This window comes from Spirosoma luteolum, assembly GCF_054778875.1.
In genome coordinates, this window is sequence record NZ_BAAGZE010000022.1 from 11,625 (window position 1) to 37,158 (window position 25,534).

Below are 25,534 nucleotides of genomic sequence, written 5' to 3' on the forward strand. Positions count from 1 at the left end.
CTGATTGACCCGGCCCCCGTTTCAATTTAGGCGGTATGGTTCGCCTGTATTTACCGGACAGCCCGCTGAGCACCTTTGGAGTTGGTAATCTCGGCGGCTTTGACCTGTGGCCCCAGCAGCAGTGCCCGCGACGACTGCGACAGAAAAGAGGTGCCGTAGCTGAATTCAACTTTTTGTTTGCGACCGTCGGCCAGCGTCAGCAGGGCCGAAACGTCGGTGGTTTGCAGCGGAACGGCGCGGGCGGGCTGGGTGTTGCGGAACACCTTGAGCCGGCCCCGGTTCTGGGTCGCCACCAGCAGTTGCCGGCCCTGCCGGTCGGTGAGCTGGGCCAGCCCCTTGGCGTCGCCCGGTACGTAGAAGCCGCTGGCCGCAATGGTCTGGGGCGCAAAGCCGCCTTTGCCGTTGCCCCGCAGCCACAGTCCGTTCAGGGCGTCGTAGCGGCCAACCAGAATTTCGCCCCCGTAGTCGTTACCCACCAGCATCAGATCGAGGTTGCCGTCGCGGTCGACATCCTGGGCTACCATGCCGAAGATGGGACCCAGCTGTGCCAGGTTGGGCAACGGGCGCAGCGTAAAGCGGCCATTGCCCTGATTCTCGAGATACGCCGATTGCAGGTAGTTGGCTTCCAGCACCAGCGCTTTTTCCCGTTCTTCGGGCGTCAGCAGCTTGTCGATGCTGGCCTGCGTAAAGTCTTTGTAGAGCGGAAATCGCTTCCGCATCACAATCATCTGCTTGATGAGGTCGTCGCGCCCGTGGAACGTAAACTCCCGTCGGGCGCCTGTTTCGTCGGGAATGTAGATGGTCGGAATGGCGTCGTAGAAGCCATTGTTGTCGAAGTCGCCGGCATACAGCCGGACGGGCTCACGGTCGGATGCCCGCATCCGGGCGTTGAGACCGAGGTTGCCGGCCACGTAATCCATGTCGCCATCGTTGTCGAAGTCGCCGGCTACGAGCGAGTTCCACCAGCCTTTTTCGTGGCCCAGACCCGCGTCGGCAGCCGCCAGCGATCGTCCTCCCTGGTTTTTCAGGATCGTCAGAGGCATAAACTCACCCGCCAGCATCAGATCGGGCCACCCATCGTTGTCGGTATCGGTCCAGAGCGCATCACATACCAGACCCGCATCGATCAGGCCCGGCGCCACGGTTTTCGTCACGTCGGTAAAACGGGGCTGGCCCGGCCGCGAGTCATTGCGCAACAGGCTGCTCGATACCGGTTTGGGGTAATGCTCGGGCTCGACCCGCCCGCCCACGAACAGATCGAGGTCGCCATCCCGGTCGTAGTCGACGGCTTTCACGCACGACTTGCTGACCGTGTTGGTGGGCAGCGCCTGCCGGGCCAGGCTGTAACCACCCCGGCCGTCGTTCAGGTAGAGCCGATCCTGGTAGCTGGTGGGGTTGTCGAGGCCCTCCACACTGCCGCTGGCAATGTAGAGGTCGAGGTCGCCATCGCCATCCGCGTCGAAGAGCAGGGTGCCCATGTCTTCCTGGGTTTTGTCTTTGGCGTTGCCGAAACCGCTGTAGAGCGAACCCGGTACGGCGGGTTCGGGCAGCAGGTCGCGCTCACTGAAGGAGCCGTCGGACTGCTGCAGTAGGAAATGGCCTTTGTTGAGCCGCGAGCCGGCAATGAACAGATCGTCGAGCCCGTCGCCGTTGACGTCGCCGGCCGACACGGCGGGGCCAAACTGCGATAGTTTATGGGGCAGCAGCTTCTGGCTGTTGAAGTCGATGTAGTCGGGTTCCTGGTGGCGGAAGCTGATGCGGAGTGAGTCGGTCACATCGCTGAACAGCCCGGGGCGGAGCGGGGCGGGCTGATAGGGTTCGCGGGCGTTGCGGACATCGACGGTCAGCACCTGATTGGTTTTGACGTTGCGCAGCACCTGCTGATGCTGGGGGGCGCCGTTGAGGCCCGGCCAGATGATACGCACTTCGCGCACCACCGACTCGCTGCCCAGCCCGAAATGGGCCACCGGCTCCACCGTCGAGAGGTACCCCCGGTAGGGACTATGCTCGTAGACCTGCTGCTGGCCGTTGCCGTAGCGCAGTTCGACAATGGCGCCGAGTCCCATGCGGTTTTGCCCTTCGCCCACAAATTTCAGCCGGAGGTAATTGGCGTGCTGCGCTTTGTTCTCGACCAGGTTGTTGCGGTACACAAACGCCGAATCGTTGATGTTGTTGACCACGTAGTCCACGTCGCCATCGTTGTCGAGGTCACCATAGGCTGCCCCGTTGGAGAAGGAGGGCGTTTTCAGGCCCCATTTCTCGGTTACGTCATCGAACAGCGGTACGCCCGTTTCCGAACCGCCCCGGTTGCGGAAGGCGTAGTTGCTGATCTTGATAACCGGAATCTGGGCCAGCATAAACGACTTACTGGCCACCGATGAACTCTGCGCCCGAAACGAGGTAAAATCGCGGTCGGTCACATCTTTCGGGAAGCCATTGGTGATGAGCAGGTCGCGGTAGCCGTCGTTGTCGAAGTCGAGCAGGCTGGGCGTCCAGCTCCAGTCAGTTTCGGCAATGTCGCTGAACAGACTTACCTCGCTGAAAACAGGGTGCGTGCCGCTGCTGTCGGTGCGGGCCATGCCCTGGTTCAGCTGCAGCGTATTGCGTACAAACTGGTACGTGTGTTTGTAGAGGTCGTTGTTGAGGTAGGTCTGGTAGTTGTTGGGCCCCACCAGCATCTTCTTGCGGAAATTGTCGCGGGGCAGCATGTCTACCGCCATGATGTCGACCAGTCCATCATTGTTGATATCGGCAATGTCGTTGCCCATGGCCGAGCCGCTGGTATGCTTGACATACTCGGGAGCACGGTCGGTAAAGGTGCCGTTCTTGTTGTTGATCCAGAGCAAATCGTCGCTCAGGTAGTCGTTGGTCACGTACACGTCTTTCCAGCCGTCGCGGTTAATGTCGCTGATGTTGAGCCCAAGTCCGTAGCCCTCGATCTGAATGCCGGCGGGTTTCGATACGTTGGTGAAGACCGGGTGCCCCAGGGCCGGGTTGGGGTCGTTGCGGTACAGCCGGTCGGTGGTGATCGACGAGCCGTCGGTCAGGCGGTTGCGGTACGCGTTGGGGTATTCTTCGATGGTATTGGTCAGTACGTACAGGTCGAGGTCGCCGTCGTTGTCGTAGTCGAAGAAAGCGGCATTGGTGGTGTGACCGTCATCGGCAATGCCATATTCTTTAGCCATCTCGCGGAATACGGGCGGCTGACCGTTTTTGGCACCCTGGTTCACAAACAGCATGTTCTCGCGCCGGGCGGCCTGCTTGCTCACCGTGGCGCCCACGTAGATATCGAGCCAGCCGTCGTTGTTGATGTCGACCAGGGCCACGCCCGAACACCATTTGCCACCCCCGCCCACGCCGGCCGTTTTGGTGATATCGTCAAACTTGAAATCACCCTTGTTCAGGTACAGCCGGTTGGCCACCTGGTTGCCGGTGAAAAATACATCCGACAGCCCATCGTTGTTGAAATCGCCGATAGCCGTGCCGCCCCCGTTGTAGATGTATTCGAAGTCGATGATGTTCATCGTATCGTTATCGACAATCCGGTTGGCAAAGGTGATGCCCGTTTCGTCGGCGGGGAGGGCGGTAAAGAGCGGTTTGTCGCAACTGGCCAGCCCCAGCGACAGGACAAGCAGGGTTAGGTAAGCAAATCGATTCACAGTGGTAGAAGAGAAAGGAAGATGCGTGCAGGGCACCGATGCCGAGCGGTGGTGTGGCCGGTAAAAAGGGGGTCCGGCGCGCCGAAAGCCCCTAAATGGCTCAGGCGCGGTGGACAAAAATACGACGAACCAAAGATAAATCATAACAAAGGCGAGCGACTGACACGGCTTTCCGGGCGTTGTCCCGCCGGCCGTTTAAGTGGCCGGGTGTCCCTTTATTCATCGGCCGGTCTGGCTTTGCGTCGCGTCCATTTCTGCGGGTCGACCAGGGGGTAGGGGTAGGTCTCGCCCAGCACGACGTTCCAGCTGGCCAGCTCGTCGGGGCTGTTGAGCGACAGCAGCTGCAGGCGGTCGGCCGGCACATCGGTCAGTTCGGGGCACCATGTTTTCACGTAAGCCCCGTCGGCGTCGTATTTGGTAGCCTGTGTGTAGATGTTAAAATACCGGTCATTGCGCGGATCGGCTCCGACTTTGGCCACCAGGTTCCAGTTGCCCCAGTTGCTGGCCGGGTCGTAGTCGATCAGCTGACTTTCCATATAAGCCGCCCCCCACGGCCACCAGACGCTCAGATCGGGCTTGCCATCGCGGGTAATGAGCAAACTGGCCACGTTCTGCCGGGCGCGGTTGGAGAGGTAGCCCGTGGCGTTCAGCTCCCGCATACCGGCATCGACGAACGGGATGCCCGTTTGCCCGGCGGCCCACTTCGCAAACAGGGCTTTGTCTTTTACCCAGCCTTCCGTGGGAACCTGGCGCGGACCTTTTGCCAGAAAGATCAATGTCCCCTGTTTAGCGGCCTGGAACCGGAAGTAATCCCGCCAGATCAACTCAAACACGAGCCAGTAGGTCGACACGTTTTTTTTGCGTTCCTGCTCGTAGCGTTTCACCTCCCAGTACACGTGCCGGGGCGACAGACAGCCGTTGGCCAGCCAGGCTGAGAACTTGCTCGAGTAATCGTCGCCCAGCAGCTGATTGCGGGTGTACTTGTAGTTCCGCAGCTGATCGCGCTCCCAGACATAGGCATTCAGCCGCGCGAGTGCTTCCGTTTCGCCCCCGGTAAACTGGATAGCCGCCCGCTTGTCGACCTTGGGTTTGGCCATACCCAGACTGGTGAAGGTCGGCAGCTTGCCCACTATTACGCCTGTCGGCAGGGGGCTGATGGTTGGTTCGGGTAACGCCTGCCGGACGTGGACTTCTTTTTCACAGCCTTTCCGAAAGTCACGGTAGGCGTCGGGTAGTTCGGAAACGTCGAACGGCAGATCGTCGATATGGTACAGCGACAGCATCCAAAATAGCCGCAGGTCGACACCCGCCGGTTTGAGTCGCTTGTCGAGTTGTTGCTCCAGGTCGATTTCTTCGGTGGTGGCTTCCTGCCCGGCGTAGACGGCCGTCGCCTGTTGCTCTCTTGCCAGTTTCGCAATCTCCTCGACCGGATCGCCCAGTCGAATCAGCAAGTCGCTGCCCCGCTTGCGCAGCGATTCGCGCAGGTCGTGCAACGATTCAAGCAGAAACCGAACGCGGTGCGGCCCGGCTTTCGGCACGTCGATGTCGGGCCGCGGGGCAACGGATTTAGGGTCGAACACGAAAACGGGCAGTACGATGTCGGCGTCTTCGTAGGCGCGGTAGAGCCCCTCGTTGTCGTGCAGCCGCAGATCGTTGCGAAACCAGTAGACGATTGTTTTTTTCATGCAGCGCGGCCCCGTCCGTTGGCGAATCGGGGTCGTACTGCATGAAACGGCCTGTGTCGGCTGATGGTTAGACAAACACTAACTGGTGGGTACCGGCGACAGTGGTTTGTTGAAAGCCGTGGCCGGTCGACGCAGGCGGTTGGCAATAGTCGTTACGCCCTCGCGGTAGCTGGTTGGCTGCATGCCGAACGCCCGCTCAAACTTGTCGGCGTTAAACACATAATCGTGGTCGTACTGGTAAAATACCTCCGCCACGTTTTTCATAAACGGCATGAACAGGCCCAGCAGCTGCGTCACGGTTTTAGACACGGTCAGGTAGCGATCGGGTACGCCAAACACCTCGGCAGCGAGGCTGATGTACTCACGGCCGGTGAGCGCGGGGGCGGTGGGCAGGTGCCAGATCTGATTATCGCTGTCTGGCCGCTGCCCCAGTAAATACATAGCCTTGCCGATGTCGGGCAGGTAGAGGTAGCTGTGTCGTTTGTCGACCCGGCCGAGCCACTGCGCCCGCTGGCCGTGGGCAAACTTGTCGAGCACGGTGGAGTCGTAGAAACTACTGGCGCCACTGCCGTAGAAGTCCGGGCAACGGGCGATGCTGGCCCGCAGGTTGCCGGCCCTGACCTCATCCATTACGGTCATCGCCGTTCTGGCCTGCACCTCGCCTTTCGGACTCATTGGGTTATAAGGCGTCGTTTCCGTCATCGGCCCGTCGACCAGTCCGTACATATACACATTGTCCAGAAAAATCAGCCGGGCCTGGTTGGCCTGGGCAACACTGATGGCGTTGCGGACAATCGTCGGCCACTGCTGTCGCCAGACGGTGCTGTCGTAGGGCAGGCCGGGGCAAAGGTACAGCACGGTCGCGCCCTTTGTGGCCCGTATGAGGTCGCTGTGGTTAAGCAGGTCGGCGGGTTGCCAGCTTACGTTGGGCGCGTCGATGGCAATGGGTCGGCGGCTGATGAGCCGGACGGGTAACCTGGCGTTGATCAATTCACGGGTCAGTGCGCCGGATGCATGTCCACCGGCTCCTAAGATCGTGTGCATAGTGTTATCGATTTAGCTTGTGATTGACACGACAAAGGTTCCGCCGGGCCGGGCGCCAAAACGATAACAAAAGATAAGGAATGCACCTACCGTGGCCGGATACGGTTGCGGATTCGGCTCATACTGACCGGCGTAATGCCCAGATAGCTGGCGATGTAGTGCTGCGGCACCCGCTGAAGGAGTTCCTTGTGCGGCCCTTCCAGCAGGGCCAGATATCGTTCTTCAGGACTGAGCAGCAGCAGGCTCACCATGCGTTCTTCCAGGGCAACCATCAGATACTCGGCCAGTAACCGCCCAAACCGCTGCCAGCCGCTGCACGTGTCGAATAAATCGTGTAACACCGCGTATGGGAAACTAACGCAGATAGTTGGCATGAGGGCTTCGATGGTAACCGGCGACGGACGACCCGTGACACAACTCATGTAAGCCCCGGTAAGCTGGTGTTCGAAAAAAAAATAGGTTGTCCGTTCGTCGCCGTCCTTAGTATAGAACTGCCGCAGCGCCCCGTCGAGTACCATGCCGATGCGGTCGGCCACGAGGCCCTGCTGCGCAAAAGCCTGTTGTTTTTTCAGGCTCACGACAGTCAGGTGCGGCACCAGTTTTGTCCACTCATCGTCGGACAGGGTAGTAAACTGATCGATTTGCTGACGAAGTTGGGCGGCTGCCTGTGCAGGTGTAACCATACCGTTGTGTGCTTATAACGGGGAAGCTAACACAATTCGGGGGCAGCCGTGCAAAGTTTCTGTCTTTTGGAAGAACCGGTTTGCAAATCTTCCTGAGCAGATTTACCTTTGGGCTACCTATGAAACGCACTCTGTTCCAGCTGTTCAACCTGCTCATGGCCTGCATCGTGCTGCTAAGCAGCACGGGTTTTGGCCTGGTCGAACACTCGTGTCAGATGCGGGGCAAAAAGCGAACACTGGTCGTTGTCTTCAGCGAAACCTCGCAGGGAAAAACCTGCGTTACCGGCAAGCACAATACGCCCCCCCCTGCCGGGCAGACGGTTATCAAGAAAACCGAGTGCTGCCAGGACGAACAGCATTACGACAACGTCGATACGTCGTCGTCGCTGAGTCAGCTGGTGGCCAAAGTTGTCAAGTCGGTTGCCGAAGCGGTCCTGCTCGGTGCCGTAACCCTGCTGACCTACCTGGTTGGCTGGCTGTTCGATAGCCAGACCACGCTGTCGGCCCAGGCCGCATCACCCCCCTTCTTCCGGTCCGGGCGTACGATCGTTACGCTCGTGCATAGCCTGCTGATCTGAATCGGCGAACGACCGTTTTGACCAATCCCGCCGGGATTGGCCGCTTTGGTTTGTTTTTCGCTTTTTCCGATTCGCTATGCGTTCCCTCTTTCCGGGCCTGCTGCTGCTGGCCAGTCTGCCGGCTGGTGCACAGGCTATTCCATCCGATTCCATTGTACGCCCTGCCGTGCAGGGCACTGTGCTCGAGCTGCGCAACGGGCAGCGTCAGCCGCTGATCGGGGCCAGCCTCTACTGGCTGCAAACCACGGTGGGTACCGTCACCGACGGGCAGGGGCAGTTTCGGCTGCCGTGGCCCGCACCACACGCTGCCGACAGCGCCCGCCGGCTGGTGGTCAGCTACGTGGGCTACCAGGCCGACACGCTGACGCTGACCACGCCCGACCAGCCGCTGACGATTACCCTGCGGGCCGAACAAACGCTGGCCGCCGTGACCGTGACGGGCGCGCCGGGCCAGATCGACCGGCTCAACCCCATCCAGACCGAACTGATCACGCAGCGCACGCTGGCCAAAGCCGCCTGTTGCAACCTGTCGGAGAGTTTTGAAACCAATGCGTCGGTGAGCGTGTCGTTTGCCGATGCCGTGACCGGAGCCAAACAAATTCAGTTTCTGGGACTGGGTGGGCAGTACGTCCAGACCAATGTCGAAAACATTCCGACGGTGCGAGGGCTGGCAACCACCTTCGGGCTCAACTACATCCCCGGCACCTGGATCACCAGCATCGACGTGGGAAAGGGCGCCGGCTCGGTGGTGAATGGCTACGAAAGCATGAGCGGGCAGCTGAACGTCGAACTGCAGAAGCCCGATAGCCCCGACCGCCTGTTTCTGAACGGCTACGTCAACAGCTTTGGCCGGGTCGAAGGGAACGTCAACTGGTCGCAGCCGCTGAGCAAGCGCTGGAGCATGGGCGTGCTGGGCCACGCCAGTACGCTCCGCACCGAACTCGACCAGAATAACGACGGTTTCCGCGACCTGCCGCTTTATACGCAGGTCAACGCCATTAACCGCTACAAATACAGCAGCGACCGGTTTATGGCGCAGGTGGGTGTGAAGGCGCTCTACGAAGACCGGGATGGCGGGCAGCTGGCGCGCTTCGGGCCGGGCCGCTATTCGTTCGGCAACACCACCCGACGACTGGAGTTTTTTGCAAAAATGGCGGTGCTTTACCCCGAAAAACCCTACAAGGGGCTGGGGCTGATTCTGAACGGTCTGACGCACGAGCAGTCGGCCAATTTCGGCTTCCGGCCCTACAGCGGCCAGCAGCGGACGCTGTACGCCAACCTGATCTACCAGAATATACTGGGCACCACCAACAACAGCTACAAGCTGGGCTTGAGCTACCTGCTCGATGACTACCGGGAGCAGCTGGCACCCATTCAGCGCAGCCGTACCGAATCGGTGCCGGGCGTCTTTGCCGAATATACTTACACCGACGCCGACCGGCTGACACTGGTGCTGGGCGGCCGGTTCGACTACCACAACCTGTTTGGTGCGCAGTGGACCCCCCGCGCTCACCTGAAATACGACCTGACGCGGGGCCTGACCCTGCGGGCCTCGGCCGGCCGTGGTTTCCGGGTGCCCAATGCCCTGATCGAGAACTTCGGGTACTTTGTCAGCTCCCGCGCGATCATCAACCAGGCTGAGCTGCAGCCGGAAATTTCCTGGAATTACGGCGGCAGTCTAAGTCAGGATTTTCAACTGCTGGGCCTGAAATCATCGGTTGTACTGGATTATCACCGGACTACCTTCCGGAACCAGCTGATTGTCGATGTCGACCACCCGGGCGAACTGTATTTCTATAACCTGTCGGCGGAGGGGCGTGGGGCGCAGTCGTTTGCCAACAGCCTGCAGCTCGAACTGAACGTGCAGCCCGCCCGGCGGTTCGACCTGAAGGCCGCTTACCGCCTGTTCGACGTGCGGCAGAGCATGGGCGGTCCGTTCGGTGAGTCGCGGCTGCTGCCCCGCATGATGGTGCCCCGCGACCGGGTATTGATCAATGCGGGCTACGCGCTGCCGTTCGACAAGTGGAAATACGATGCTACGGTGCAGTGGAACGGCCCGCGCCGGATTCCATACCTGCGCGCCGGTTACGTGCATAGCAGCTATGCCGACATGCCCCTGGCGTACTCGCCCGGCTTCGTGACCCTCAACGCGCAGGTAAGCCGCGCGTTCCGGAGTGGCTGGGAGGTGTACCTGGGGGGCGAAAACCTGACCGGCTTTCGCCAGGATAACCCCATTGTCGGAGCGGCCGATCCGTTCGGGCCTTCGTTCGATGCCGGTTCGCAGGTATGGGGACCCGTAACAGGAGCCATGGTTTATGCCGGTTTCCGGTTCAAACCCCAACACTAAGCGCTATGCGATTAACCATTCGAAATATGGTGTGCGGACGCTGCAAGCGGGTCGTACGGGAAGAACTCGAAAAGCTGGGCCTGACCGTAAACCGGGTCGAGCTGGGCGAAGTCGACGTGGAGGCTCTGCCGATCGGGCTAACGCTCGATACCATCCGGCAAGCGCTCCAAGCCAGTGAGTTCGATCTGGTGGAGGACCGGCGGCAGTGGCTGGTGGAGCAGATCAAGCTTATTCTGATCAACGAAATCCAGCACCTGAAGGGCGAGCGTCAGCCGACCGAAAACATGTCGGCCTTTCTGGAGCGCAAGCTGGGCTACGAGTATTCGTACCTGAGTGGCTTGTTTTCGGCGGGGGAGGGCCGTACGCTGGAGAAGTACGTGATTGCCCTGAAAATCGAAAAGGTGAAAGAGTGGCTCGGCTACGATGAACTCACGCTGAGCGAGATGGCCTGGCGTCTGGGCTACAGCAGTGTGCAGCACCTCTCCAACCAGTTTCGGCAGGTGGTCGGGCAAACGCCCGGGCAGTTTCGTAAGGCAGCCCAGGCCGTGCGGCAGGGTCTCGATACGCTCTAGGCCCGAACCGGCTGTTTAAACCGGCCCCGAATTGTGTAAAAACTCAAGCGGCAGCCGGCGGTTATACCCATAGACCGCTAGTGGTCGGCTAAACAAACCAGACACATGGAAACGACTCAACACGAACACACCCACACCGACACCTGCTTCGACTGCGCGGCCGCCTGCGAACGCTGCCTGACGGCCTGCCTCGAAATGGGCGACACCGACAGCAAGGGGCACGACATGACGCTGTGCATTAAACTCTGCCGCGACTGTGCCGATATCTGTACGCTGTGCGGCCGGCTGGAAGCCCGGGGTTCGCAGTTTATGAAAAGCTATATGGCCGTATGCGCCGAAGCCTGTGAAGCCTGCGCGGCCGAGTGCGAAAAACATGCGGGCCACAACGCCCACTGTAAGGCCTGCGCCGAAGCCTGCCGGGCCTGTGCCGCCGAGTGCCGCGCTATGGCCGCCTGACAACATTAACCGACTGGCTGCTGGCTGCCGGCCAGCCAGCAGCCAGTTGCTCTCTTTGCCGACAGCCCGCCCCGGCCGCTGTTTTTTCACAACGCTATGAACAAGTATTTTCTGCTTGCCTGTCTGACCGCAGGTTTTTTGGGGGCTCAGGCTCAGCACCAGCACCACGCGGGGATGCGGATGGACAGTACCGCACACGCTGACCACGCCGGCATGATGGCCATGGATAGCAGCCATACCATGACCAACCAAGGCATGACCATGGGCGCGTCGGAAGGCGTGATGACCCACGGCCTGTCGCGCCACCTGTCCATGAACCGCAATGGATCGGGTACCTCGTGGCACCCCGACAACACACCCATGTATGCCTACATGACGCCGACCCGACCCAGTGGCTGGTCGTACATGATGCACTACGCCATTTACCTGCGCTACACGGGCCAGAATACCAACAATCCCGACCGGCGAGGCAGTGACCGGCAGTTTGGTGCTCCGAACTGGTTTATGGGTATGGCCCAGCGCCGGATCGGGCAGCGGGGGCTGCTGCAACTGCGGGCCATGCTGTCGCTCGACCCGCTCACCGTAGGCAACGGGGGGTATCCGCTGCTGTTCCAGACCGGCGAATCGTACCGGGGCCAGCCCCTCATCGACCGGCAACACCCCCACGATCTGGTTTCCGAGCTGTCGGTGAGTTATGCGCATGCCCTGAGCCGCGATGTCGATGTATACGGCTACGTGGGTTACCCCGGCGAGCCGGCCCTGGGCCCGCCCGCCTTTATGCACCGGATTTCGTCGTTCAACGATCCCAACGCGCCCCTCAGTCACCACTGGCAGGACGCCACCCACATTCTGTTTGGCGTTGCCACGGTCGGGGTTCGCTACAAATGGGCCAAGCTGGAAGCGTCGAGCTTCACGGGCCGCGAACCAGACGAGCACCGCTATAATTTCGATCGCCCCCGCTTCGATAGCTATTCGTACCGGCTGTCGGTCAATCCCTCGCCGTCGCTGGCGCTGCAGGTCTCGCAGGGGTATCTGCACAGTCCCGAAGAGCTGCACGCCGATGAGGATGTGGTCAGAACAACGGCTTCGCTGCTGCACAGCAAGGGGCTGGCGCCCGGCCGCTACGTTACCTCGGCGCTGGTGTGGGGCAACAACCGCCACGGCGACAGTCACCACGACGGGGGCGAAAATGCGTATCTGGCCGAAAGCAGCCTGCAACTCGACCGACTGGCCGTATATGGTCGGTACGAAAACGTCACCAAATCGGCCGAAGAGCTGGGCCTGTTCGACGAGCGCAATGCCGGCGGTGCCTTTCGCGACAATCCGTCGCTGACCATCAACAGCCTGACGCTGGGCATGAACTACCGCCTGATGCGCCAGTACAACACCGATCTGGTGCTGGGGGCGCAGGTTACGGGTGGCCGGCCCGACCGCCAGCTCGAACCCGTATACGGCCGGCAAACCCTGTCGGGGCAGGTGTACCTTCGGTTATCGCCGGCGCTCATGACCATGGGCTCCATGCGCGGCATGGGTAATCGTTCGATGCCGCGCGGCCGGAGCAGGCACCATTCCAGGTAAATTTTCGTTCATCAGTTATCCATAAACCGCTAGTTATCATGATCCGTACCCTGTTGCTGACCGCCCTGACCTCGTTGCTGCTGACCGGCGCCACGCTGGCCGCTCCCCGCGACGACCGTGACAAAGAAGTCAAACTAAAAACCTCGGCTATCTGTGGCATGTGCAAAGCCCGCATCGAGCGCAACCTCTCGTTCGAGAAAGGGGTGAAAGAAGCCGACCTGGACGTGAAGTCGAAAGTAGTCACCATCAAATACAACCCGGCCAAAACCGACGTAGCCCGGCTGAAAGCCAATATCAGCAAAACGGGGTACGATGTCGAAGAAGTAGCGGCCGATCCGGTGGGCTATAACAAGCTGCCCAGCTGCTGCAAAAAAGAAAGTGCCATGGATCATCATTGATCGGCCTGGGTTGCCGACGCCGAACAGCGGGCCACTTCCGGATGGAGTGGCCCGCTTTTTTATGGGGTTATGGCTGCTGGATCAGCTGCTGCTGCAGACTCTGCAGGTCCTGGCTGATGGACCAGATCGACGATTGCAGCTGATTGAGCATATTGGCCCGGACGTGGAGGGCGTCGGCCCGGTACGGACCACCGGCTCCGAAATAAAGCGCACGGTCGGCCGGCGCTGCATCGGCCAGTTCGTAGCCGATCCAGCGCGCCCGAATGTTGTGGGCTATGGTTTGCCGGGCGCTGTTGCTGAAGGCCGGGTGGTGCAGTACGTACCAGACCGCGGGTGGGTACAGGTCCGATTGGGTCTGCTCCGTCCAGATATCGGTCAGCAGATTGCGGGCGTGCGCAAACGAAACGGTCTGTCGGGTGTTGACCGCTGCCGCCACCCCCAGTCCGGTGCTGATGAGCCCACCCGCGATGTCCAGGCTTTTGTTGACACCATCGCGGGCAATGAAGGCCGTAGCGACGGTCGTGATGGCGCCCAGCACGGCTGAGCCAATGGTCAGCCGCCGGATGCGCCGGCTATCGCGTTCGTCGAGGGCGCGGGCCAGCTGATCGGCGCGTTCGCCCTCGCAGTCGAGCTCGGCCGCCAGGCTGGTAAGCTGGGTAGAAACGAGTTGCAGGCGCTGGCTTAGCTGCTGGTCCAGGCCGAGCCGGCTAAGCTGGCCGGCCGTTGACGAATCCGCCCGGAGCCGGTATCGCTGCCGGAGCAGCGGTACCAGGCCGGTGGCATTGGCCAGCAGCCGGTCGTGTTCGCTGAAACCGGCCAGCGCCCCTTCGGCCTGGAGGGCCGGATCGGTATCGGGCAGGGGCCGGAATCGAACGTCGTCGGTGAGGGGGCGGGGTGGGGTGCAGTAGGTGCCCCCCGTTGGTCCTGTAGCCCGCGGGGGACGCTGCACCGAGCAGGCCGTCAGGCCGGCAAACAGGACCGGCAGTACCAAAAAAAACGGCAAACGTGTATGCATGACTGCCGGCGATTGAAAGATAAACATACAGGCCCGTAAATATAAAGCCCCCAAAAAATCCTTTCTTACCGTTAAGTGGTGTAAATCGTGGTTTTATTACTCCGCCGTGCCTTCATCGGTTTTTGATAGTGTCCATGCTCAATGTGCCCGAACCCCTTGATAATGAAGCGATCTATCGGACCCTGGTTATGGAATCGCCCATTCCCATCGCCCTGCTGGTGGGACGGGATATGGTTATTACCATTGCCAATGAGCCCCAGCTGGCTGTCTGGGGGAAGGGCAACGGCGTAATTGGGTTGCCCCTGGTCGAAGCCCTGCCCGAAATGAAAGGGCAGCCATTTCTGGCGATTCTGGATAACGTGTTCACAACGGGAGTAACGTTTACGACCGACAACACCCCGGCGCAAATGGAAGCCAATGGGGTGTTGCGGACGGTTTACTTCGATTTTTCGTTTAAAGCCCTGCGCAATCACCAGGGCGAAATCTTCGGCATTATTGCCACGGGAATCGAAATTACCGAGAAAGTGGGTATTCTGGAGGCCCTCAGCAGCAGTGAGGAAAACCTGCGCCAGCTGTCGACCAGCCTCGACCAGCAGGTGCAGGAACGCACCCTGCAGCTCCAGGAACTGGTGCACGACCTGCAGCGCTCGAATCAGAATCTGCACCAGTTTGCCGTAGTAGCCTCGCACGACCTGCAGGAACCGCTGCGCAAAGTACAGCAGTTCGCCGATCTGCTTCGCAGTCAGTATGGGTCGGTGCTGGGCGGAGGAATCCGGTACATTGAACGGATGCAGGTGGCCGCCGGGCGCATGTCGATGCTGATTCGCGACCTGCTCACGTATTCACGGATCACGACCCAGCGCGAACAACACCAGCTGGTCTCGCTGGCAGACGTGCTCGCTGAGGTGCTGACGGAGCTCGACATTTCCGTGACGGAGCCGGCAGCACAGATTACAATCGGCGAGCTGCCCCGGCTGGCCGGCGATGCCGAGCAGCTGGGGCAGCTGTTTGATCATCTGCTGAGCAATGCCCTCAAATTCCGGCGCGATGGCCTGCAGCCGAAGATACAGGTGCAGGCCAGCCTGGTGCCGGTCGGGGGGCTGCCGGTGCCGCCTATTCGTTCGGTGCCGATGTTTCATCGTATCGACGTGACCGACAATGGGATTGGCTTCGACGAAAAGTACCTTGACCGTATGTTCACGGTGTTTCAGCGCCTGCATGTCCGCAGCGACTTTGTCGGCACGGGCATTGGCCTGGCGATCTGTGAAAAAGTGGTGACCAACCACGGCGGTATCATCACGGCCAGCAGCCGGCCCGGTCAGGGCAGCACGTTCAGCGTATTCCTGCCCGCCCGCTAGCGCCGGCGGGCCACCGTTCGGTCAAACAAAAACAGGGTGAAACGGTCATCTCTTCGTAGCTTTCGACTCCTATGACCTACGAAAACAGCCTCGCTTTTGCCCGCCAGCTCGACCTGGCCGACCCCCTGCGGTCGTTTCGCGACGAATTTCTGATTCCCCGGCGCGCCGACCGCGACCTGATCTACCTGTGCGGCAATTCGCTGGGGTTACAGCCCCGGGCCGCCCGGGCGGCCCTTACCCGGGAACTCGATACCTGGCAGCAGCTGGGTGTAGAAGGCTGGTTCGAAACAACCGAAGCGGCCGAGCAGCCGTGGCTCAGCTACCACGAGCGGTGCAAGGGCGATCTGGCCGTGATTGTGGGCGCGCGTCCGGTCGAGGTGTGCCCGATGAACGCGCTGACCGTCAATATCCACCTGCTGCTGGCGTCGTTCTACCGGCCAACGCCCACCCGATACCGCATCCTGACCATCAAAGGTGATTTTCCGTCGGATCAGTACGCGCTCGAAACCCATGTCCGCCACCACAACCTCGACCCCGCCGATGCCATTATCGAAGTGGCACCCCGGGCCGATGGCCTTATCCATACAACCGACCTGCAGGAGGCCATTGCCCACCATGCACACGAACTGGCGGTGATCTGGCTCAGCGGTCTGAACTATTATACCGGACAGGTTTATAACATGGCCGCGCTGGCTGCTACGGCGCGCGCGCATTGTGTACCGATCGGGCTCGATCTGGCCCACGCCATCGGCAACGTATCCCTGCAACTGCACGACTGGGGAGTCGATTTCGCAACCTGGTGTTCGTATAAGTATCTCAACGGTGGGCCGGGGGCTGTATCGGGCGTATTTGTGCATGAAAAACACCACCACGCGGGCCTGCCCCGGCTGGCCGGCTGGTGGGGCTACCGCGAAGACACGCGTTTTCAGATGACGCCCGGCTTTGTGCCGGCGCCCGGGGCCGACGGCTGGCAGCTCAGCACCCCCAACATTCCGGCGCTGGCGCTCCACCGCGCGGCCATTGCCCTTACCGCGCAGGCGGGTATGGCCGCCCTGCGCCACAAGAGCGAGCAACTGACCGGTTTTCTGGCCCACGTGCTGGCGCCATTCGATGCCATCCGGATCCTGACGCCATCTGATCCGAACCAGAGGGGGTGCCAGCTGTCGCTGCTGGTAGCCGAAGACGGGAAAAAGCTGTTTACGTACCTGACCGAAACGGGTATTATCGGCGACTGGCGCGAGCCCGACTGTATCCGGCTGGCGCCCGTACCGCTCTACAATACGTTTGAGGAGGTATGGCAGGTAGGGCAGGCACTAGATCGTTTTTTCGGTCGGCTCGGGTGAGCGCTCCTGCACAACGAGGTAAATGCCGCGATAAATCGACCGGACTGCTTCTTCGATTTCCTGCCAGCCGTTTTCCGAATCGAGGTCGATGTCGAGGATGCTGCGCTTTTGCTGGGCCATAAAAGTCAGCAGGGTCATTGCACTGATCATGACGGAGGTGAACGCCCGACCCTGTTTGGTTTGTACGTGGGCCGACACCTCGTCGATCAGGTGGCGCAGCTTGCCCGCCCGTTCAGCAACGAGCGGATTGTAGGGCGTGTCGCTGCCGATCAGATCAGCTTTGAGGTACTCCTGTAGGTATACATTCGAGCGCAGCCGCCGGTATTCCTGCAGTGTTTGCTCGCACAACGAATCGAAGAGGTCATCGAGCGGATAATCTTTCAGACTGGGCAGGTCGATAAAGGCATTGGAACGGGTCATCTGTTCCCGTCTGTGATAGGCTTCCAGCAACCCATCCAGGCCGCCGAAATAGCGGTAGATCAGGATTTTGTTGATACCCGACCAACTGGCCACCTTATTGATTCGCACGTGGTCAAGACCGTGGGCCGCAATAATTTCCCCCACGGCTTCTAATAATCGGTGCTCAGTGTGCTTACGGTCGCGTTTCATGGGTTGGGAGGTGTAGGATGCTGAAATTTACAATGCTAAGTCTCACCGGCACTACCTCCAAATTAAAATTAGTTATCGTCATATAAACCGCCATCGTGCTGCGGCTGATCGGCGTCGGGGGGGGGCAGCAGCTGGCTGAAGCGGATATTGCGCTTCAGCCCGTCGAGTTTGGTGCGTTTGACGGCCGACCGGCGGAATACCTCCCGGAAAACGTCGTCCGTAATTTCCTCCCAATCCTGATTCGAAAAGGTGGGCAGGGCCGGGTGGGGGGCAAATTCGGGGGTCTGGGTCGGGCGCGAAAACCGGTTCCAGGGGCAGACGTCCTGGCAGATATCGCAGCCGAAAATCCAGTTCTCAAACTGCCCCTTTACCTCGGTTGGAATGGCGTCTTTAAGCTCGATGGTGAAGTAGGAGATGCATTTGCTGCCGTCGACCACGTACGGGCCCACGATGGCGTCGGTCGGGCAGGCATCGATGCAGCGGGTGCAGGTGCCGCAGTAGTCGGTAATGGGCCCGTCGGGCTCCAGCTCGAGGTCGATAATCAGCTCACCGATAAAGAAGAAGGAACCGATCTGCCGGTTGATGAGGTTGGCATTTTTGCCGACCCAGCCCACGCCGGCCCGCCTGGCCCAGGCTTTATCCATGACCGGCGCCGAGTCGACAAAGGCGCGGCCGCCCACCTCGCCAATCGCGTCCTGTATGTACTGCAGCAGGTCTTTAAGTTTATCTTTCAGCACAAAATGGTAATCGGTGCCGTAGGCGTATTTCGACAGTTTGTAGTCGTCGGGGCCGCTGGGCAGGGGCGTTTCAGGGTAGTAGTTGAGCAGCACCGTCACCACCGATTTCGCTCCGTCGACCAGCAGGCGCGGGTCGAGCCGTTTGTCGAAATGATTGGCCATGTAGTTCATCTGCCCGTGCATGCCATTCTTGAGCCAGGTTTCGAGCCGGGGCGCTTCCTCCTCCAGAAAGTCGGCCCGGGCAATGCCGCAGAAGTCGAACCCGAGCTCAGCGGCTTTGGCTTTGATCAGACGGGCGTGATGTTGGGGAGCGTTGTGCATGGGAGCAGACTGGATGCTGTTACAACGGCGAAAATCGGTCAAAAATTCGCGAAACGGCCCCGATTGCCCCCTGAGCCATACCGACATATTGTCAGTTCAGCGAAGTTTGGCGAGCCTTTTGCGCATGGGTGCGTATGAATTTCTGGAAGCGAAACAGAAACACAACTATGACCAATACCGATAACCGGGACGAGCAGCCTATGCCCGACCCTCAGCAACCTGACAACCTGACTTCTGACGAACTGACCAGCGATGACGCCGTGACAGTAAACGGGGGCGAGCCTGAAGCCGAACCGACTGCCGCGGCCGAACCCGTTGATAAAGCAGGTGCCGAACTGGCTGAACTGAAAGATAAATACCTCCGGCTCTACGCCGATTTTGAAAACTTCCGGCGCCGGACGGCCAAGGAAAAACTTGAACTGATCGGCACGGCCAACGAAGGCATGCTGAAAGCCCTGATTCCGGTAGTCGACGATTTCGAGCGCGGCATGCAGTCGATGCAGCAGACAAACGATGTGGCGGCTCTGAAAGAAGGCGTCGACCTGATTTATACCAAGCTGCTGAAAACCCTCGAAAGCAAGGGCCTAAAAGCCATGACGGCCAGGGGAGAAGCCTTCGATGCCGATCTGCACGAGTCGATCACGCAGTTCCCCGCCCCCAGCGACGACCTGAAGGGTAAAGTGATCGACGAGATTGAGAAAGGATACTACCTCAACGACAAGGTGATCCGGTTTGCGAAAGTGATTGTAGGTAGTTAATCAATGGCGAATGAGCAAATGAGTGATTGAGTGAATAGGCTGGCGCATGCTTTTTTCTATTCGCTCAACCACTCATTCGCTCATTCACACAGTCAACCATATGGCAACGAAGCGCGATTATTACGAAGTGCTGGGGGTGGATAAAAACGTATCGGCGGAAGACCTCAAAAAGGCCTACCGCAAGATGGCGATCAAGTACCACCCCGACAAAAACCCGGACGACCCCTCGGCCGAAGAAAAGTTCAAGGAAGCCGCCGAGGCCTACGATGTGCTGAACGACCCCCAGAAAAAAGCCCGTTACGACCAGTTCGGTCATGCCGGCATGGGTGGTGCGGCCAGTGGCGGCTACGGAGCCGGCGGCCCGTCGATGGAAGATATCTTCAGCCAGTTTGGCGATGTCTTTGGCGACGATTCGCCCTTCGGCAGTTTCTTCCGCGGTCAGGGTGGCGGGGGCGGTCAGCGCCAGCGCGTTCGGCGTGGCTCCGACCTGCGGATCAAGCTGAAGCTGAACCTGCAGGAAGTTGCCAATGGCGTTGAGAAAAAAATCAAGGTCAAACGCCACGTAACCTGTACGACCTGTGGTGGCAACGGATCGAAAAACGGCACCGCCGTGCAGACCTGTTCGACCTGTAACGGCTCGGGCCAGACCCGCAAGGTGGTCAATACCATGCTGGGCCAGATGGTATCGACCAGCACCTGCCCGACCTGTAATGGCGAGGGTAAACTGGTCACCGACCGCTGCGATGTGTGCTTTGGCGAAGGCCGGGTGCTGCAGGAAGACGTCATCCCGCTCAAGATTCCCGCCGGCGTGGCCGAGGGTATTCAGCTGTCGGTTGGCGGCAAAGGCAACGTACCACCCCGGGGTGGCGTGGCCGGCGACCTGCTAATCGTGGTGGAGGAAGAAGAGGACGCCGATCTGAAGCGCGATGGCAACAACGTAGTGTTCGATCTCTACGTCAGCTTTATCGACGCGGCTATCGGTACGAGCATCGAGGTGCCTACCATCGACGGCAAAGCCCGCATCACGCTTGAGCCCGGCACGCAGAGTGGCAAAATTCTGCGGCTGAAAGGCAAAGGCATCAAGGAGCTCAACGGCTACGGTCGGGGCGATGAGCTGGTGCACGTCAATGTCTGGACGCCCAAAATGCTGTCGGCCGAAGAGCGCGGTATGCTGGAGAAACTCCGCACGTCGCCCAACTTTCAGCCCAAGCCAAACAAAAACGAGAAGGGCTTCTTCGACAAGATGAAGGATTTCTTCCACGGCTGATCGCAGCCCGACTGAACGCAGCCCGGCTGATCGCAGCCGGGTTGATGTATACAGTACACACAGAAAAGCGCCCCGACGATATCGTCGGGGCGCTTTTCTGTATTTGCCCGGGTTTCAGGCCCACTCCCAGGCGCTCTGGTAGGCGTTGAGCGACTCGGCGTAGGTGACAAAGTCGCTGTAGAACGGCAGACTCGACAGGGTGGCGCTGTCGCCGATCACGACAAGCTTTTTGCGGGCGCGGGTCATGGCCACGTTCATCCGGCGGATGTCGGCCAGAAAGCCAATCTCGGCCCGGTCGTTACTGCGGGTCATCGAGATGTAGATAATGTCGCGCTCCTGCCCCTGAAAACTGTCGATGGTGTTGACCGTAATGGCGTGGCGGTAAGGTTGTAGCTCGGGCGTGTGCAGCAGCTGTTCATTCAGGATAACCAGCTGCTGCCGGTAAGGCGAGATGATGCCGATGCTTGGAAAGCGATCGGGCGGGTAGGTCTGGCCCAGTTCGGTTACCAGCGCCGTCAGGTGTTTCACCAGCAGGACCGCTTCGTCGGGGTTGGTCGAGCTGGTGCCGTCCAGCTTCTCGTCGAAGCCGCAGCCCGCCGTATCGACAAACTGCAGGGCCGTATCGCCCGCCAGCAGCTGATGAGCCGCCACCGATGCGTGGGCCCGCAGCTTGCCTTCGTAGAATACCCGCGACGAATAGCCCATGATGTGTTCGTGCATGCGGTACTGCTCGTCGAGCAGGGTGACGGCCTCGGGGTGCAGCGCCACGCATTTTTCGAGCAGCGTATGGCTTAGTCCCTGCCGGGCGGCTTCGGCCGACTTGATAGTGGGCGGCAGCTGACAGTGGTCGCCGGCCAGCACCAGCCGGGGCGCTTTCAGAATCGGAATCCAGCAGGCGGGTTCGAGCGCCTGCCCGGCTTCGTCGATCACCACCGTGTCGAACGTCAGGTCGCGGATCATGTACTGATTCGAGCCCACAAGAGTAGCCGTGATAACCTGCGCCCGTGCTACCAGATCGTCGATGATGTACTGCTCGGTGCTGGCCACGTCTTTCAGGATACGGTGGGCTTCGTCGAACAGCGCTTTCCGCTGGTCGCGTTCGGCCTTGCCGAAGCTGCGTTTGTATTTGTGGGCCATCGACCGGAATTCATTTGCCTGCTTCTTCAGCTTTTTGGCTTCTTTCATCAGCGGATGCTCGCTCATGCGGTGGTCGAGGGTGAGAGCCGCCAGGTGCTCCGATACCCGGCTGGGGTTGCCCACCCGCAGCACGTTGAGGCCCTGTTCGTGCAGCTTTTCGCTCAGCAGATCGACCGCCGTATTGCTGGGGGCCACCACCAGAATAGGGCGGTGGCCCCCAGCCACCAGCGCCCGGATGGCCTGCACCAGCGTGGTGGTTTTGCCGGTGCCCGGCGGGCCGTGCACAACGGCCAGTTCGTTGGCTGCCAGAATGTGCTGCACCGCCCGCTGCTGGCTGGGGTTGAGGCCGGGCAGCGCCACCGGGGGCTGGTCGGGATGAGCCGTGGGAGCGGCCTGCCCCGTCAGGATGTTGACCAGCCGGTTCTGCCCCGCATCGGCCAGGACGTTGGCCGCCCGAAGGGCGTCCTGCATCTCGTCGTAGCTTTTGTCGTCGAACAGGAGTTCGATACCCAGCTTGCCGTCGCGCGACCAGTCGGGCAATTCATCGGTCAGCAGCGTAATACGGAGCCGGTTGCCACCCTGCCAGCTAACCGTACCCTCGACCCGGTCGGCTTTGGGGTTGTAGTTGCTGAACAGTACGGCCGGCACCCCCGTTCGCAGCTGGTGCGACAGCTCCTGGTGGGTGGTACGTTCGACCTCGACGGTCAGGTAGTCACCTCGCCCCAGTTCAGAACCCCGAATGGCAATAGGGTACCAGACCAGCCCATTGGCCCGGCGTTCGGCCACACTCGTCGACTGGGTGAGGTGTTCGTACTGCGTGCGGTCTTCGGTGCGTTCGAGCCGCAGCAGATCGAGCAGCTTTTTAAAATAATCCATACACAAAGGTACGGCATCACGACCTGATCTGCCGGCCCGGCACGCTACAGCACCGGCAAGCCCACCGGCGCCTGGTCGACGAGCATCTGAAACGTGGTGTTTTCGTAAACAGCGAGGTTGGCGTCGCGCACGCGTTCCATGATCGGGCGGATGGCGCAGGTTTCCTCGTCGTCGCAGTCGTCGCAGCGCACGTAGAAGTTGAGCGATACGCAGGGCGTGGGGGCGATGGGGCCGTCGATAATCCGGATGACCTGGGCCAGCGTGATGCGGTCGGGTTCGACCCGCAGCATGTAGCCCCCGCCTTTTCCTTTCTGACTTTGCAGTAACCCGTGGTTGCGCAGATCGAGTAAAATACTTTCCAGAAACTTGCGCGGAATCAGCTCGCGGTTGGCAACGTCGGCAATCAGCACGGGCCCGCTTCCGTAGGCTTCGGTCAGTGCTTTAAGCGCTTTGATGGCGTATTTGGCTTTTTTGGAGATCATGTTGTGCCGTATTTATGCAGGTTTCCGATAGACTTTTCGTACTAATACATTTGTCCTATAAATTTTGTATAGTAATTTGGAAAATCAAAATCCGGACGCTTACCTTTACGCCAGGGAACATCACCGACACCCTGTTTGTCACGTGATGATTTATACCGAAAGGGGGAGAGACGGGCTCTGTGAACCCTTAGCAACGTTCCGGTCGTCCGGAAACCGTGCTAACCTGCCTGTTAACAATGGGAACTATAAATCAAGGACGAGTATGCTACACAACCGCTGTCGATGTTGCCTTCGGGCCGGCCTCACCACAGGTCCCTGTTCTACCGCTCACGCTGCTCCGGTGCCGCCCCGGCAAACCGCCCCGCAGCCAGCACCCGTTCCCCGCCGGCTTTAACCCGCCAGACACGCCTGTCCCGAACAGGATTTTTATGGGGCCTTTAAATCTACTAGATAGATAGATTTAAAGTAGTAATAAAAACAGCCCGGCAGGGCTTAATCAGACACGATCATGTACACAACCATATCCGTTCAGCATACTACCATGGCCGGCGCTGGCCAGCTGGTCAGCCGGCAAACCATTTACCAGATCACCGGTTTCGACCGGCCCAATTTTGTGGGCGACGTGGCCCGGGCCGTTCCCGAGCAGACCGACTGCCGCATCACCGGCCTCGTATTCGAAGGTGATGGCATTCGGGTCGACGGGCAGCTGACCGTGCTGCACGAGCACGACGCCGTGCTGGCTGACATCGACCGGCAGCTGCGGGCCATTCGGGGGGTAGTCAGTATTCGTCAAACCAACTAAGCCATGTACGAACCCATCGACAACAGCCCTGTAACGGGCGCTCCGGCGGGGCCCATCAACCCATACGCCCGCTTGTTTTTCTGGGGCTGGGGCCTCACCCTGCTGGCCATTGCCGGCTTCCGGGCCGAAGAGCCCAGCTACCGCGCCCAGCTCGAGCAGTGGCACCGTCAGCGCGTCGACGCGCTCAAAAGCGAGGGCGGCTGGCTCAATCTGGCCGGTCTGTTCTGGCTCAGCAACGGGGCCAACCCCGCTGGCAGCGATCCCGGCAATGCGCTGGCGTTTCCGGCCACCAAAGCCCTCGGGCAGCTGGGCGTGTTTACACTCGCCAACGGTACGGTAGCCTTCGATGCCGCTCCGGGCGTGGTGGTTAAAGCCAATGGCGCGTCGGTGCTGGGGCGCCGAACCATTTTTGCTTCCGACCTGGCCGCTCCCGTGACCCTGGCCTACGGATCGCTCCGGTGGTTTGTGATCAAACGGGGTGATCGCTACGCCGTTCGGCTGCGCGACCTGGAAAGTCCGCTGCTGCGCCAGTTTGCCGGTATCGAGCGCTTTGCGCCGGATGAGCAGTACCGCGTTACGGCCCGTTTCGAGCGGCCGGCCACGCCCCGCACCCTGCCCATTCTGGACGTGACGGGTCAGACCACGCAGCAGCCCCTGGCCGGCACGCTGGTCTTTACCCTCGGCGGGAAAACCCACCGGCTCGATGCGGTAGGCGCGGGCAACGACCCGTTGTTTATTCTGTTTGGCGATGCCACCAACGCCCACGATACCTACGGGTCGGGTCGCTTCCTGTATGCCGACCAGCCCGACAAAGACGGATTGGTCGTGCTCGACTTCAACCGCGCCATCAATCCACCCTGTGCGTTTACCCCGTTTGCCACCTGCCCGCTGGCGCCGGTGCAGAACCGGCTGGCCGTACGTATTCCGGCGGGTGAAAAACGGGTTGCGCATGTTGAGTAAGGGCTCGATGCGTCGATTTCAGTGATATACTCCTACACATTCATTTGGTATGACTCCAGTAACAACCGATAGCCTGCTGCTGGCGGGCGTGCTGACGGCCGAGCAACTGCGGCAATTTGATCAGAACGGATTTCTGCACCTGAAACAGTTTGTCGACCGGGCTACGGTCCGGGATTTTCTGCGCGAGATCGAACGCGTCGAAACCCTCTGGCTGGCCGAAGCCGTCGACACCATCAACGGAACGCCCATCAAATTTGGCCGCGATGAGCACGGCCGGCGTATCGTGCAGCGCTTTGCGTTTACCTCGCACTTTAGCCCCCTGCTGGCCCGCTTTCTCGAAGATCCGCGCCTGCAGGCCCTGACCAGCCTGGTGGCTCCCTACGAGGGGCGCATCAGCCCCGATGAGAAAGACGGGCTGGTTGTCAATCACTACGTTCGAACGCCCGAGAGCAATTTCTCGCGCATGGGCTGGCACACCGATAGTCCGCGTGATTTATTTCTGGGCCACCGCATCCGGCCGATGCTGAACGTGGGGCTGCACCTCGACGACTGTCCGCAGCAGCATGGGGGCCTGCGGGTGCTGCCCGGTACACACCGGCAGCATACGTTGATGACCCTGTTCCGGAAGCGGCAGTTTCTGGATCACCGGCCCGACCCCCGCGAAGTCGGTTTCGACATCGAAGCGGGCGACCTGACCATCCACAATGGCAGTTTATGGCATCGGGTCGAGCAGTCGCCCTTGCTGGGTGCGGCCAGCCGTCGCCGGGTGATGTATATCCCCATCGTTACGGGCGCGTACCAGCCGCGTACCGGCACCAGCAAAACGCCGTTCTACCACCGGTTTGCCCGATTTTTTCAGGACTGATTGG

General features: G+C 60.2%; 22 protein-coding genes and 1 riboswitch. Of the genes, 13 read left to right on the top strand and 9 right to left on the bottom strand.

Annotated elements, in window-relative coordinates:
- Positions 1-50 precede the first annotated feature (50 nt).
- From ACYVAC_RS19290 to ACYVAC_RS19305, 4 genes are all read right to left on the bottom strand, one after another.
- Positions 51-3,659 carry a CRTAC1 family protein gene (locus tag ACYVAC_RS19290; protein WP_461099427.1) on the bottom strand — a complete coding sequence of 1,203 codons (3,609 nt, stop codon included), beginning with the start codon at positions 3,657-3,659 and terminating at the stop codon, positions 51-53.
- 215 nt (positions 3,660-3,874) lie between these two features.
- Positions 3,875-5,344 (bottom strand): DASH family cryptochrome, encoded by a 1,470-nt coding sequence (locus ACYVAC_RS19295; protein ID WP_461099428.1) that lies wholly within the window; start codon positions 5,342-5,344, stop codon positions 3,875-3,877.
- Between the two features lie 78 nt (positions 5,345-5,422).
- Positions 5,423-6,388 carry an NAD-dependent epimerase/dehydratase family protein gene (locus ACYVAC_RS19300; protein WP_461099429.1) on the bottom strand — a complete coding sequence of 322 codons (966 nt, stop codon included), beginning with the start codon at positions 6,386-6,388 and terminating at the stop codon, positions 5,423-5,425.
- 86 nt (positions 6,389-6,474) lie between these two features.
- Entirely contained in the window at positions 6,475-7,071 is a 597-nt protein-coding gene (locus ACYVAC_RS19305) for a Crp/Fnr family transcriptional regulator (RefSeq protein ID WP_461099430.1), read from the bottom strand.
- 119 nt (positions 7,072-7,190) lie between these two features.
- On the opposite strand from ACYVAC_RS19305, the gene ACYVAC_RS19310 reads away from it, so the two are divergent.
- From ACYVAC_RS19310 to ACYVAC_RS19335, 6 genes are all read left to right on the top strand, one after another.
- On the top strand, positions 7,191-7,649 hold the full coding sequence (locus ACYVAC_RS19310) for an HYC_CC_PP family protein (RefSeq protein ID WP_461099431.1): 459 nt from the start codon (positions 7,191-7,193) through the stop codon (positions 7,647-7,649).
- A gap of 76 nt (positions 7,650-7,725) precedes the next feature.
- On the top strand, positions 7,726-9,996 hold the full coding sequence (locus ACYVAC_RS19315; RefSeq protein WP_461099432.1) for a TonB-dependent receptor: 2,271 nt from the start codon (positions 7,726-7,728) through the stop codon (positions 9,994-9,996).
- Between the two features lie 5 nt (positions 9,997-10,001).
- Positions 10,002-10,568: an AraC family transcriptional regulator gene (locus tag ACYVAC_RS19320; protein ID WP_461099433.1), complete on the top strand. Its 567-nt coding sequence runs from the start codon at positions 10,002-10,004 to the stop codon at positions 10,566-10,568.
- Positions 10,569-10,673: 105 nt separating this feature from the next.
- Positions 10,674-11,024 carry a four-helix bundle copper-binding protein gene (locus tag ACYVAC_RS19325; protein ID WP_461099434.1) on the top strand — a complete coding sequence of 117 codons (351 nt, stop codon included), beginning with the start codon at positions 10,674-10,676 and terminating at the stop codon, positions 11,022-11,024.
- A gap of 96 nt (positions 11,025-11,120) precedes the next feature.
- On the top strand, positions 11,121-12,602 hold the full coding sequence (locus tag ACYVAC_RS19330; RefSeq protein ID WP_461099435.1) for a hypothetical protein: 1,482 nt from the start codon (positions 11,121-11,123) through the stop codon (positions 12,600-12,602).
- A gap of 38 nt (positions 12,603-12,640) precedes the next feature.
- Positions 12,641-13,000: a heavy-metal-associated domain-containing protein gene (locus ACYVAC_RS19335; protein WP_461099436.1), complete on the top strand. Its 360-nt coding sequence runs from the start codon at positions 12,641-12,643 to the stop codon at positions 12,998-13,000.
- Between the two features lie 67 nt (positions 13,001-13,067).
- On the opposite strand, the gene ACYVAC_RS19340 is transcribed toward ACYVAC_RS19335, so the two are convergent.
- A complete protein-coding gene (locus tag ACYVAC_RS19340) occupies positions 13,068-14,015 on the bottom strand; it encodes a hypothetical protein (RefSeq protein ID WP_461099437.1) in 948 nt (315 codons plus the stop codon).
- 188 nt (positions 14,016-14,203) lie between these two features.
- On the opposite strand from ACYVAC_RS19340, the gene ACYVAC_RS19345 reads away from it, so the two are divergent.
- Together ACYVAC_RS19345 and kynU are read left to right on the top strand one after the other, a co-directional pair.
- Positions 14,204-15,373, top strand: a complete 1,170-nt coding sequence (locus ACYVAC_RS19345; RefSeq protein ID WP_461099438.1) for a sensor histidine kinase — start codon at positions 14,204-14,206, stop codon at positions 15,371-15,373.
- Positions 15,374-15,444: 71 nt separating this feature from the next.
- Positions 15,445-16,716: a kynureninase gene (gene kynU / locus ACYVAC_RS19350; RefSeq protein WP_461099439.1), complete on the top strand. Its 1,272-nt coding sequence runs from the start codon at positions 15,445-15,447 to the stop codon at positions 16,714-16,716.
- On the opposite strand, the gene ACYVAC_RS19355 is transcribed toward kynU, so the two are convergent.
- Both ACYVAC_RS19355 and queG read right to left on the bottom strand, forming a co-directional pair.
- Positions 16,687-17,325, bottom strand: a complete 639-nt coding sequence (locus ACYVAC_RS19355) for a TetR/AcrR family transcriptional regulator (RefSeq protein ID WP_461099440.1) — start codon at positions 17,323-17,325, stop codon at positions 16,687-16,689. The genes kynU and ACYVAC_RS19355 overlap by 30 nt on opposite strands.
- Before the next feature lie 68 nt (positions 17,326-17,393).
- Complete coding sequence (queG, locus tag ACYVAC_RS19360; RefSeq protein WP_461099441.1) at positions 17,394-18,383, bottom strand: tRNA epoxyqueuosine(34) reductase QueG; 990 nt, start codon at positions 18,381-18,383, stop codon at positions 17,394-17,396.
- Positions 18,384-18,550: 167 nt separating this feature from the next.
- On the opposite strand from queG, the gene ACYVAC_RS19365 reads away from it, so the two are divergent.
- Positions 18,551-19,141 carry a nucleotide exchange factor GrpE gene (locus ACYVAC_RS19365; RefSeq protein WP_461099442.1) on the top strand — a complete coding sequence of 197 codons (591 nt, stop codon included), beginning with the start codon at positions 18,551-18,553 and terminating at the stop codon, positions 19,139-19,141.
- A gap of 100 nt (positions 19,142-19,241) precedes the next feature.
- The gene (gene dnaJ, locus ACYVAC_RS19370) at positions 19,242-20,408 is read left to right on the top strand and encodes a molecular chaperone DnaJ (RefSeq protein ID WP_461099443.1); all 1,167 of its coding nucleotides are present in this window, start codon (positions 19,242-19,244) and stop codon (positions 20,406-20,408) included.
- A gap of 114 nt (positions 20,409-20,522) precedes the next feature.
- On the opposite strand, the gene ACYVAC_RS19375 is transcribed toward dnaJ, so the two are convergent.
- Both ACYVAC_RS19375 and ACYVAC_RS19380 read right to left on the bottom strand, forming a co-directional pair.
- Positions 20,523-22,421 (bottom strand): AAA domain-containing protein, encoded by a 1,899-nt coding sequence (locus ACYVAC_RS19375; protein WP_461099444.1) that lies wholly within the window; start codon positions 22,419-22,421, stop codon positions 20,523-20,525.
- A 44-nt stretch (positions 22,422-22,465) separates the two neighbouring features.
- Positions 22,466-22,903 carry an RrF2 family transcriptional regulator gene (locus ACYVAC_RS19380; protein WP_461099445.1) on the bottom strand — a complete coding sequence of 146 codons (438 nt, stop codon included), beginning with the start codon at positions 22,901-22,903 and terminating at the stop codon, positions 22,466-22,468.
- A 147-nt stretch (positions 22,904-23,050) separates the two neighbouring features.
- Positions 23,051-23,155, top strand: a riboswitch (SAM riboswitch).
- 256 nt (positions 23,156-23,411) lie between these two features.
- Between ACYVAC_RS19380 and ACYVAC_RS19385 the strand changes: the two genes are divergently transcribed.
- From ACYVAC_RS19385 to ACYVAC_RS19395, 3 genes are read left to right on the top strand one after another with little or no spacing between them, the layout of a single operon-like run.
- Positions 23,412-23,705, top strand: a complete 294-nt coding sequence (locus tag ACYVAC_RS19385) for a hypothetical protein (RefSeq protein WP_461099447.1) — start codon at positions 23,412-23,414, stop codon at positions 23,703-23,705.
- 3 nt (positions 23,706-23,708) lie between these two features.
- Entirely contained in the window at positions 23,709-24,665 is a 957-nt protein-coding gene (locus ACYVAC_RS19390; protein ID WP_461099448.1) for a DUF1684 domain-containing protein, read from the top strand.
- 49 nt (positions 24,666-24,714) lie between these two features.
- Positions 24,715-25,530, top strand: a complete 816-nt coding sequence (locus ACYVAC_RS19395) for a phytanoyl-CoA dioxygenase family protein (protein ID WP_461099449.1) — start codon at positions 24,715-24,717, stop codon at positions 25,528-25,530.
- Positions 25,531-25,534 lie beyond the last annotated feature (4 nt).

Excerpts from the sequence above, each read along its gene's own strand:
- ACYVAC_RS19325 (WP_461099434.1), top strand. The coding sequence starts at position 10,674 with ATGGAAACGACTCAACACGAACACACCCACACCGACACCTGCTTCGAC.
- ACYVAC_RS19380 (WP_461099445.1), bottom strand. The coding sequence starts at position 22,903 with ATGATCTCCAAAAAAGCCAAATACGCCATCAAAGCGCTTAAAGCACTG.
- ACYVAC_RS19315 (WP_461099432.1), top strand. The coding sequence starts at position 7,726 with ATGCGTTCCCTCTTTCCGGGCCTGCTGCTGCTGGCCAGTCTGCCGGCT.
- ACYVAC_RS19395 (WP_461099449.1), top strand. The coding sequence starts at position 24,715 with ATGACTCCAGTAACAACCGATAGCCTGCTGCTGGCGGGCGTGCTGACG.
- kynU (WP_461099439.1), top strand. The coding sequence starts at position 15,445 with ATGACCTACGAAAACAGCCTCGCTTTTGCCCGCCAGCTCGACCTGGCC.
- ACYVAC_RS19305 (WP_461099430.1), bottom strand. The coding sequence starts at position 7,071 with ATGGTTACACCTGCACAGGCAGCCGCCCAACTTCGTCAGCAAATCGAT.
- ACYVAC_RS19330 (WP_461099435.1), top strand. The coding sequence starts at position 11,121 with ATGAACAAGTATTTTCTGCTTGCCTGTCTGACCGCAGGTTTTTTGGGG.
- ACYVAC_RS19385 (WP_461099447.1), top strand. The coding sequence starts at position 23,412 with ATGTACACAACCATATCCGTTCAGCATACTACCATGGCCGGCGCTGGC.
- ACYVAC_RS19340 (WP_461099437.1), bottom strand. The coding sequence starts at position 14,015 with ATGCATACACGTTTGCCGTTTTTTTTGGTACTGCCGGTCCTGTTTGCC.
- ACYVAC_RS19320 (WP_461099433.1), top strand. The coding sequence starts at position 10,002 with ATGCGATTAACCATTCGAAATATGGTGTGCGGACGCTGCAAGCGGGTC.
- ACYVAC_RS19335 (WP_461099436.1), top strand. The coding sequence starts at position 12,641 with ATGATCCGTACCCTGTTGCTGACCGCCCTGACCTCGTTGCTGCTGACC.
- ACYVAC_RS19355 (WP_461099440.1), bottom strand. The coding sequence starts at position 17,325 with ATGAAACGCGACCGTAAGCACACTGAGCACCGATTATTAGAAGCCGTG.
- ACYVAC_RS19295 (WP_461099428.1), bottom strand. The coding sequence starts at position 5,344 with ATGAAAAAAACAATCGTCTACTGGTTTCGCAACGATCTGCGGCTGCAC.
- ACYVAC_RS19365 (WP_461099442.1), top strand. The coding sequence starts at position 18,551 with ATGACCAATACCGATAACCGGGACGAGCAGCCTATGCCCGACCCTCAG.
- ACYVAC_RS19375 (WP_461099444.1), bottom strand. The coding sequence starts at position 22,421 with ATGGATTATTTTAAAAAGCTGCTCGATCTGCTGCGGCTCGAACGCACC.
- ACYVAC_RS19310 (WP_461099431.1), top strand. The coding sequence starts at position 7,191 with ATGAAACGCACTCTGTTCCAGCTGTTCAACCTGCTCATGGCCTGCATC.
- ACYVAC_RS19345 (WP_461099438.1), top strand. The coding sequence starts at position 14,204 with ATGGAATCGCCCATTCCCATCGCCCTGCTGGTGGGACGGGATATGGTT.
- ACYVAC_RS19390 (WP_461099448.1), top strand. The coding sequence starts at position 23,709 with ATGTACGAACCCATCGACAACAGCCCTGTAACGGGCGCTCCGGCGGGG.
- dnaJ (WP_461099443.1), top strand. The coding sequence starts at position 19,242 with ATGGCAACGAAGCGCGATTATTACGAAGTGCTGGGGGTGGATAAAAAC.
- ACYVAC_RS19300 (WP_461099429.1), bottom strand. The coding sequence starts at position 6,388 with ATGCACACGATCTTAGGAGCCGGTGGACATGCATCCGGCGCACTGACC.
- queG (WP_461099441.1), bottom strand. The coding sequence starts at position 18,383 with ATGCACAACGCTCCCCAACATCACGCCCGTCTGATCAAAGCCAAAGCC.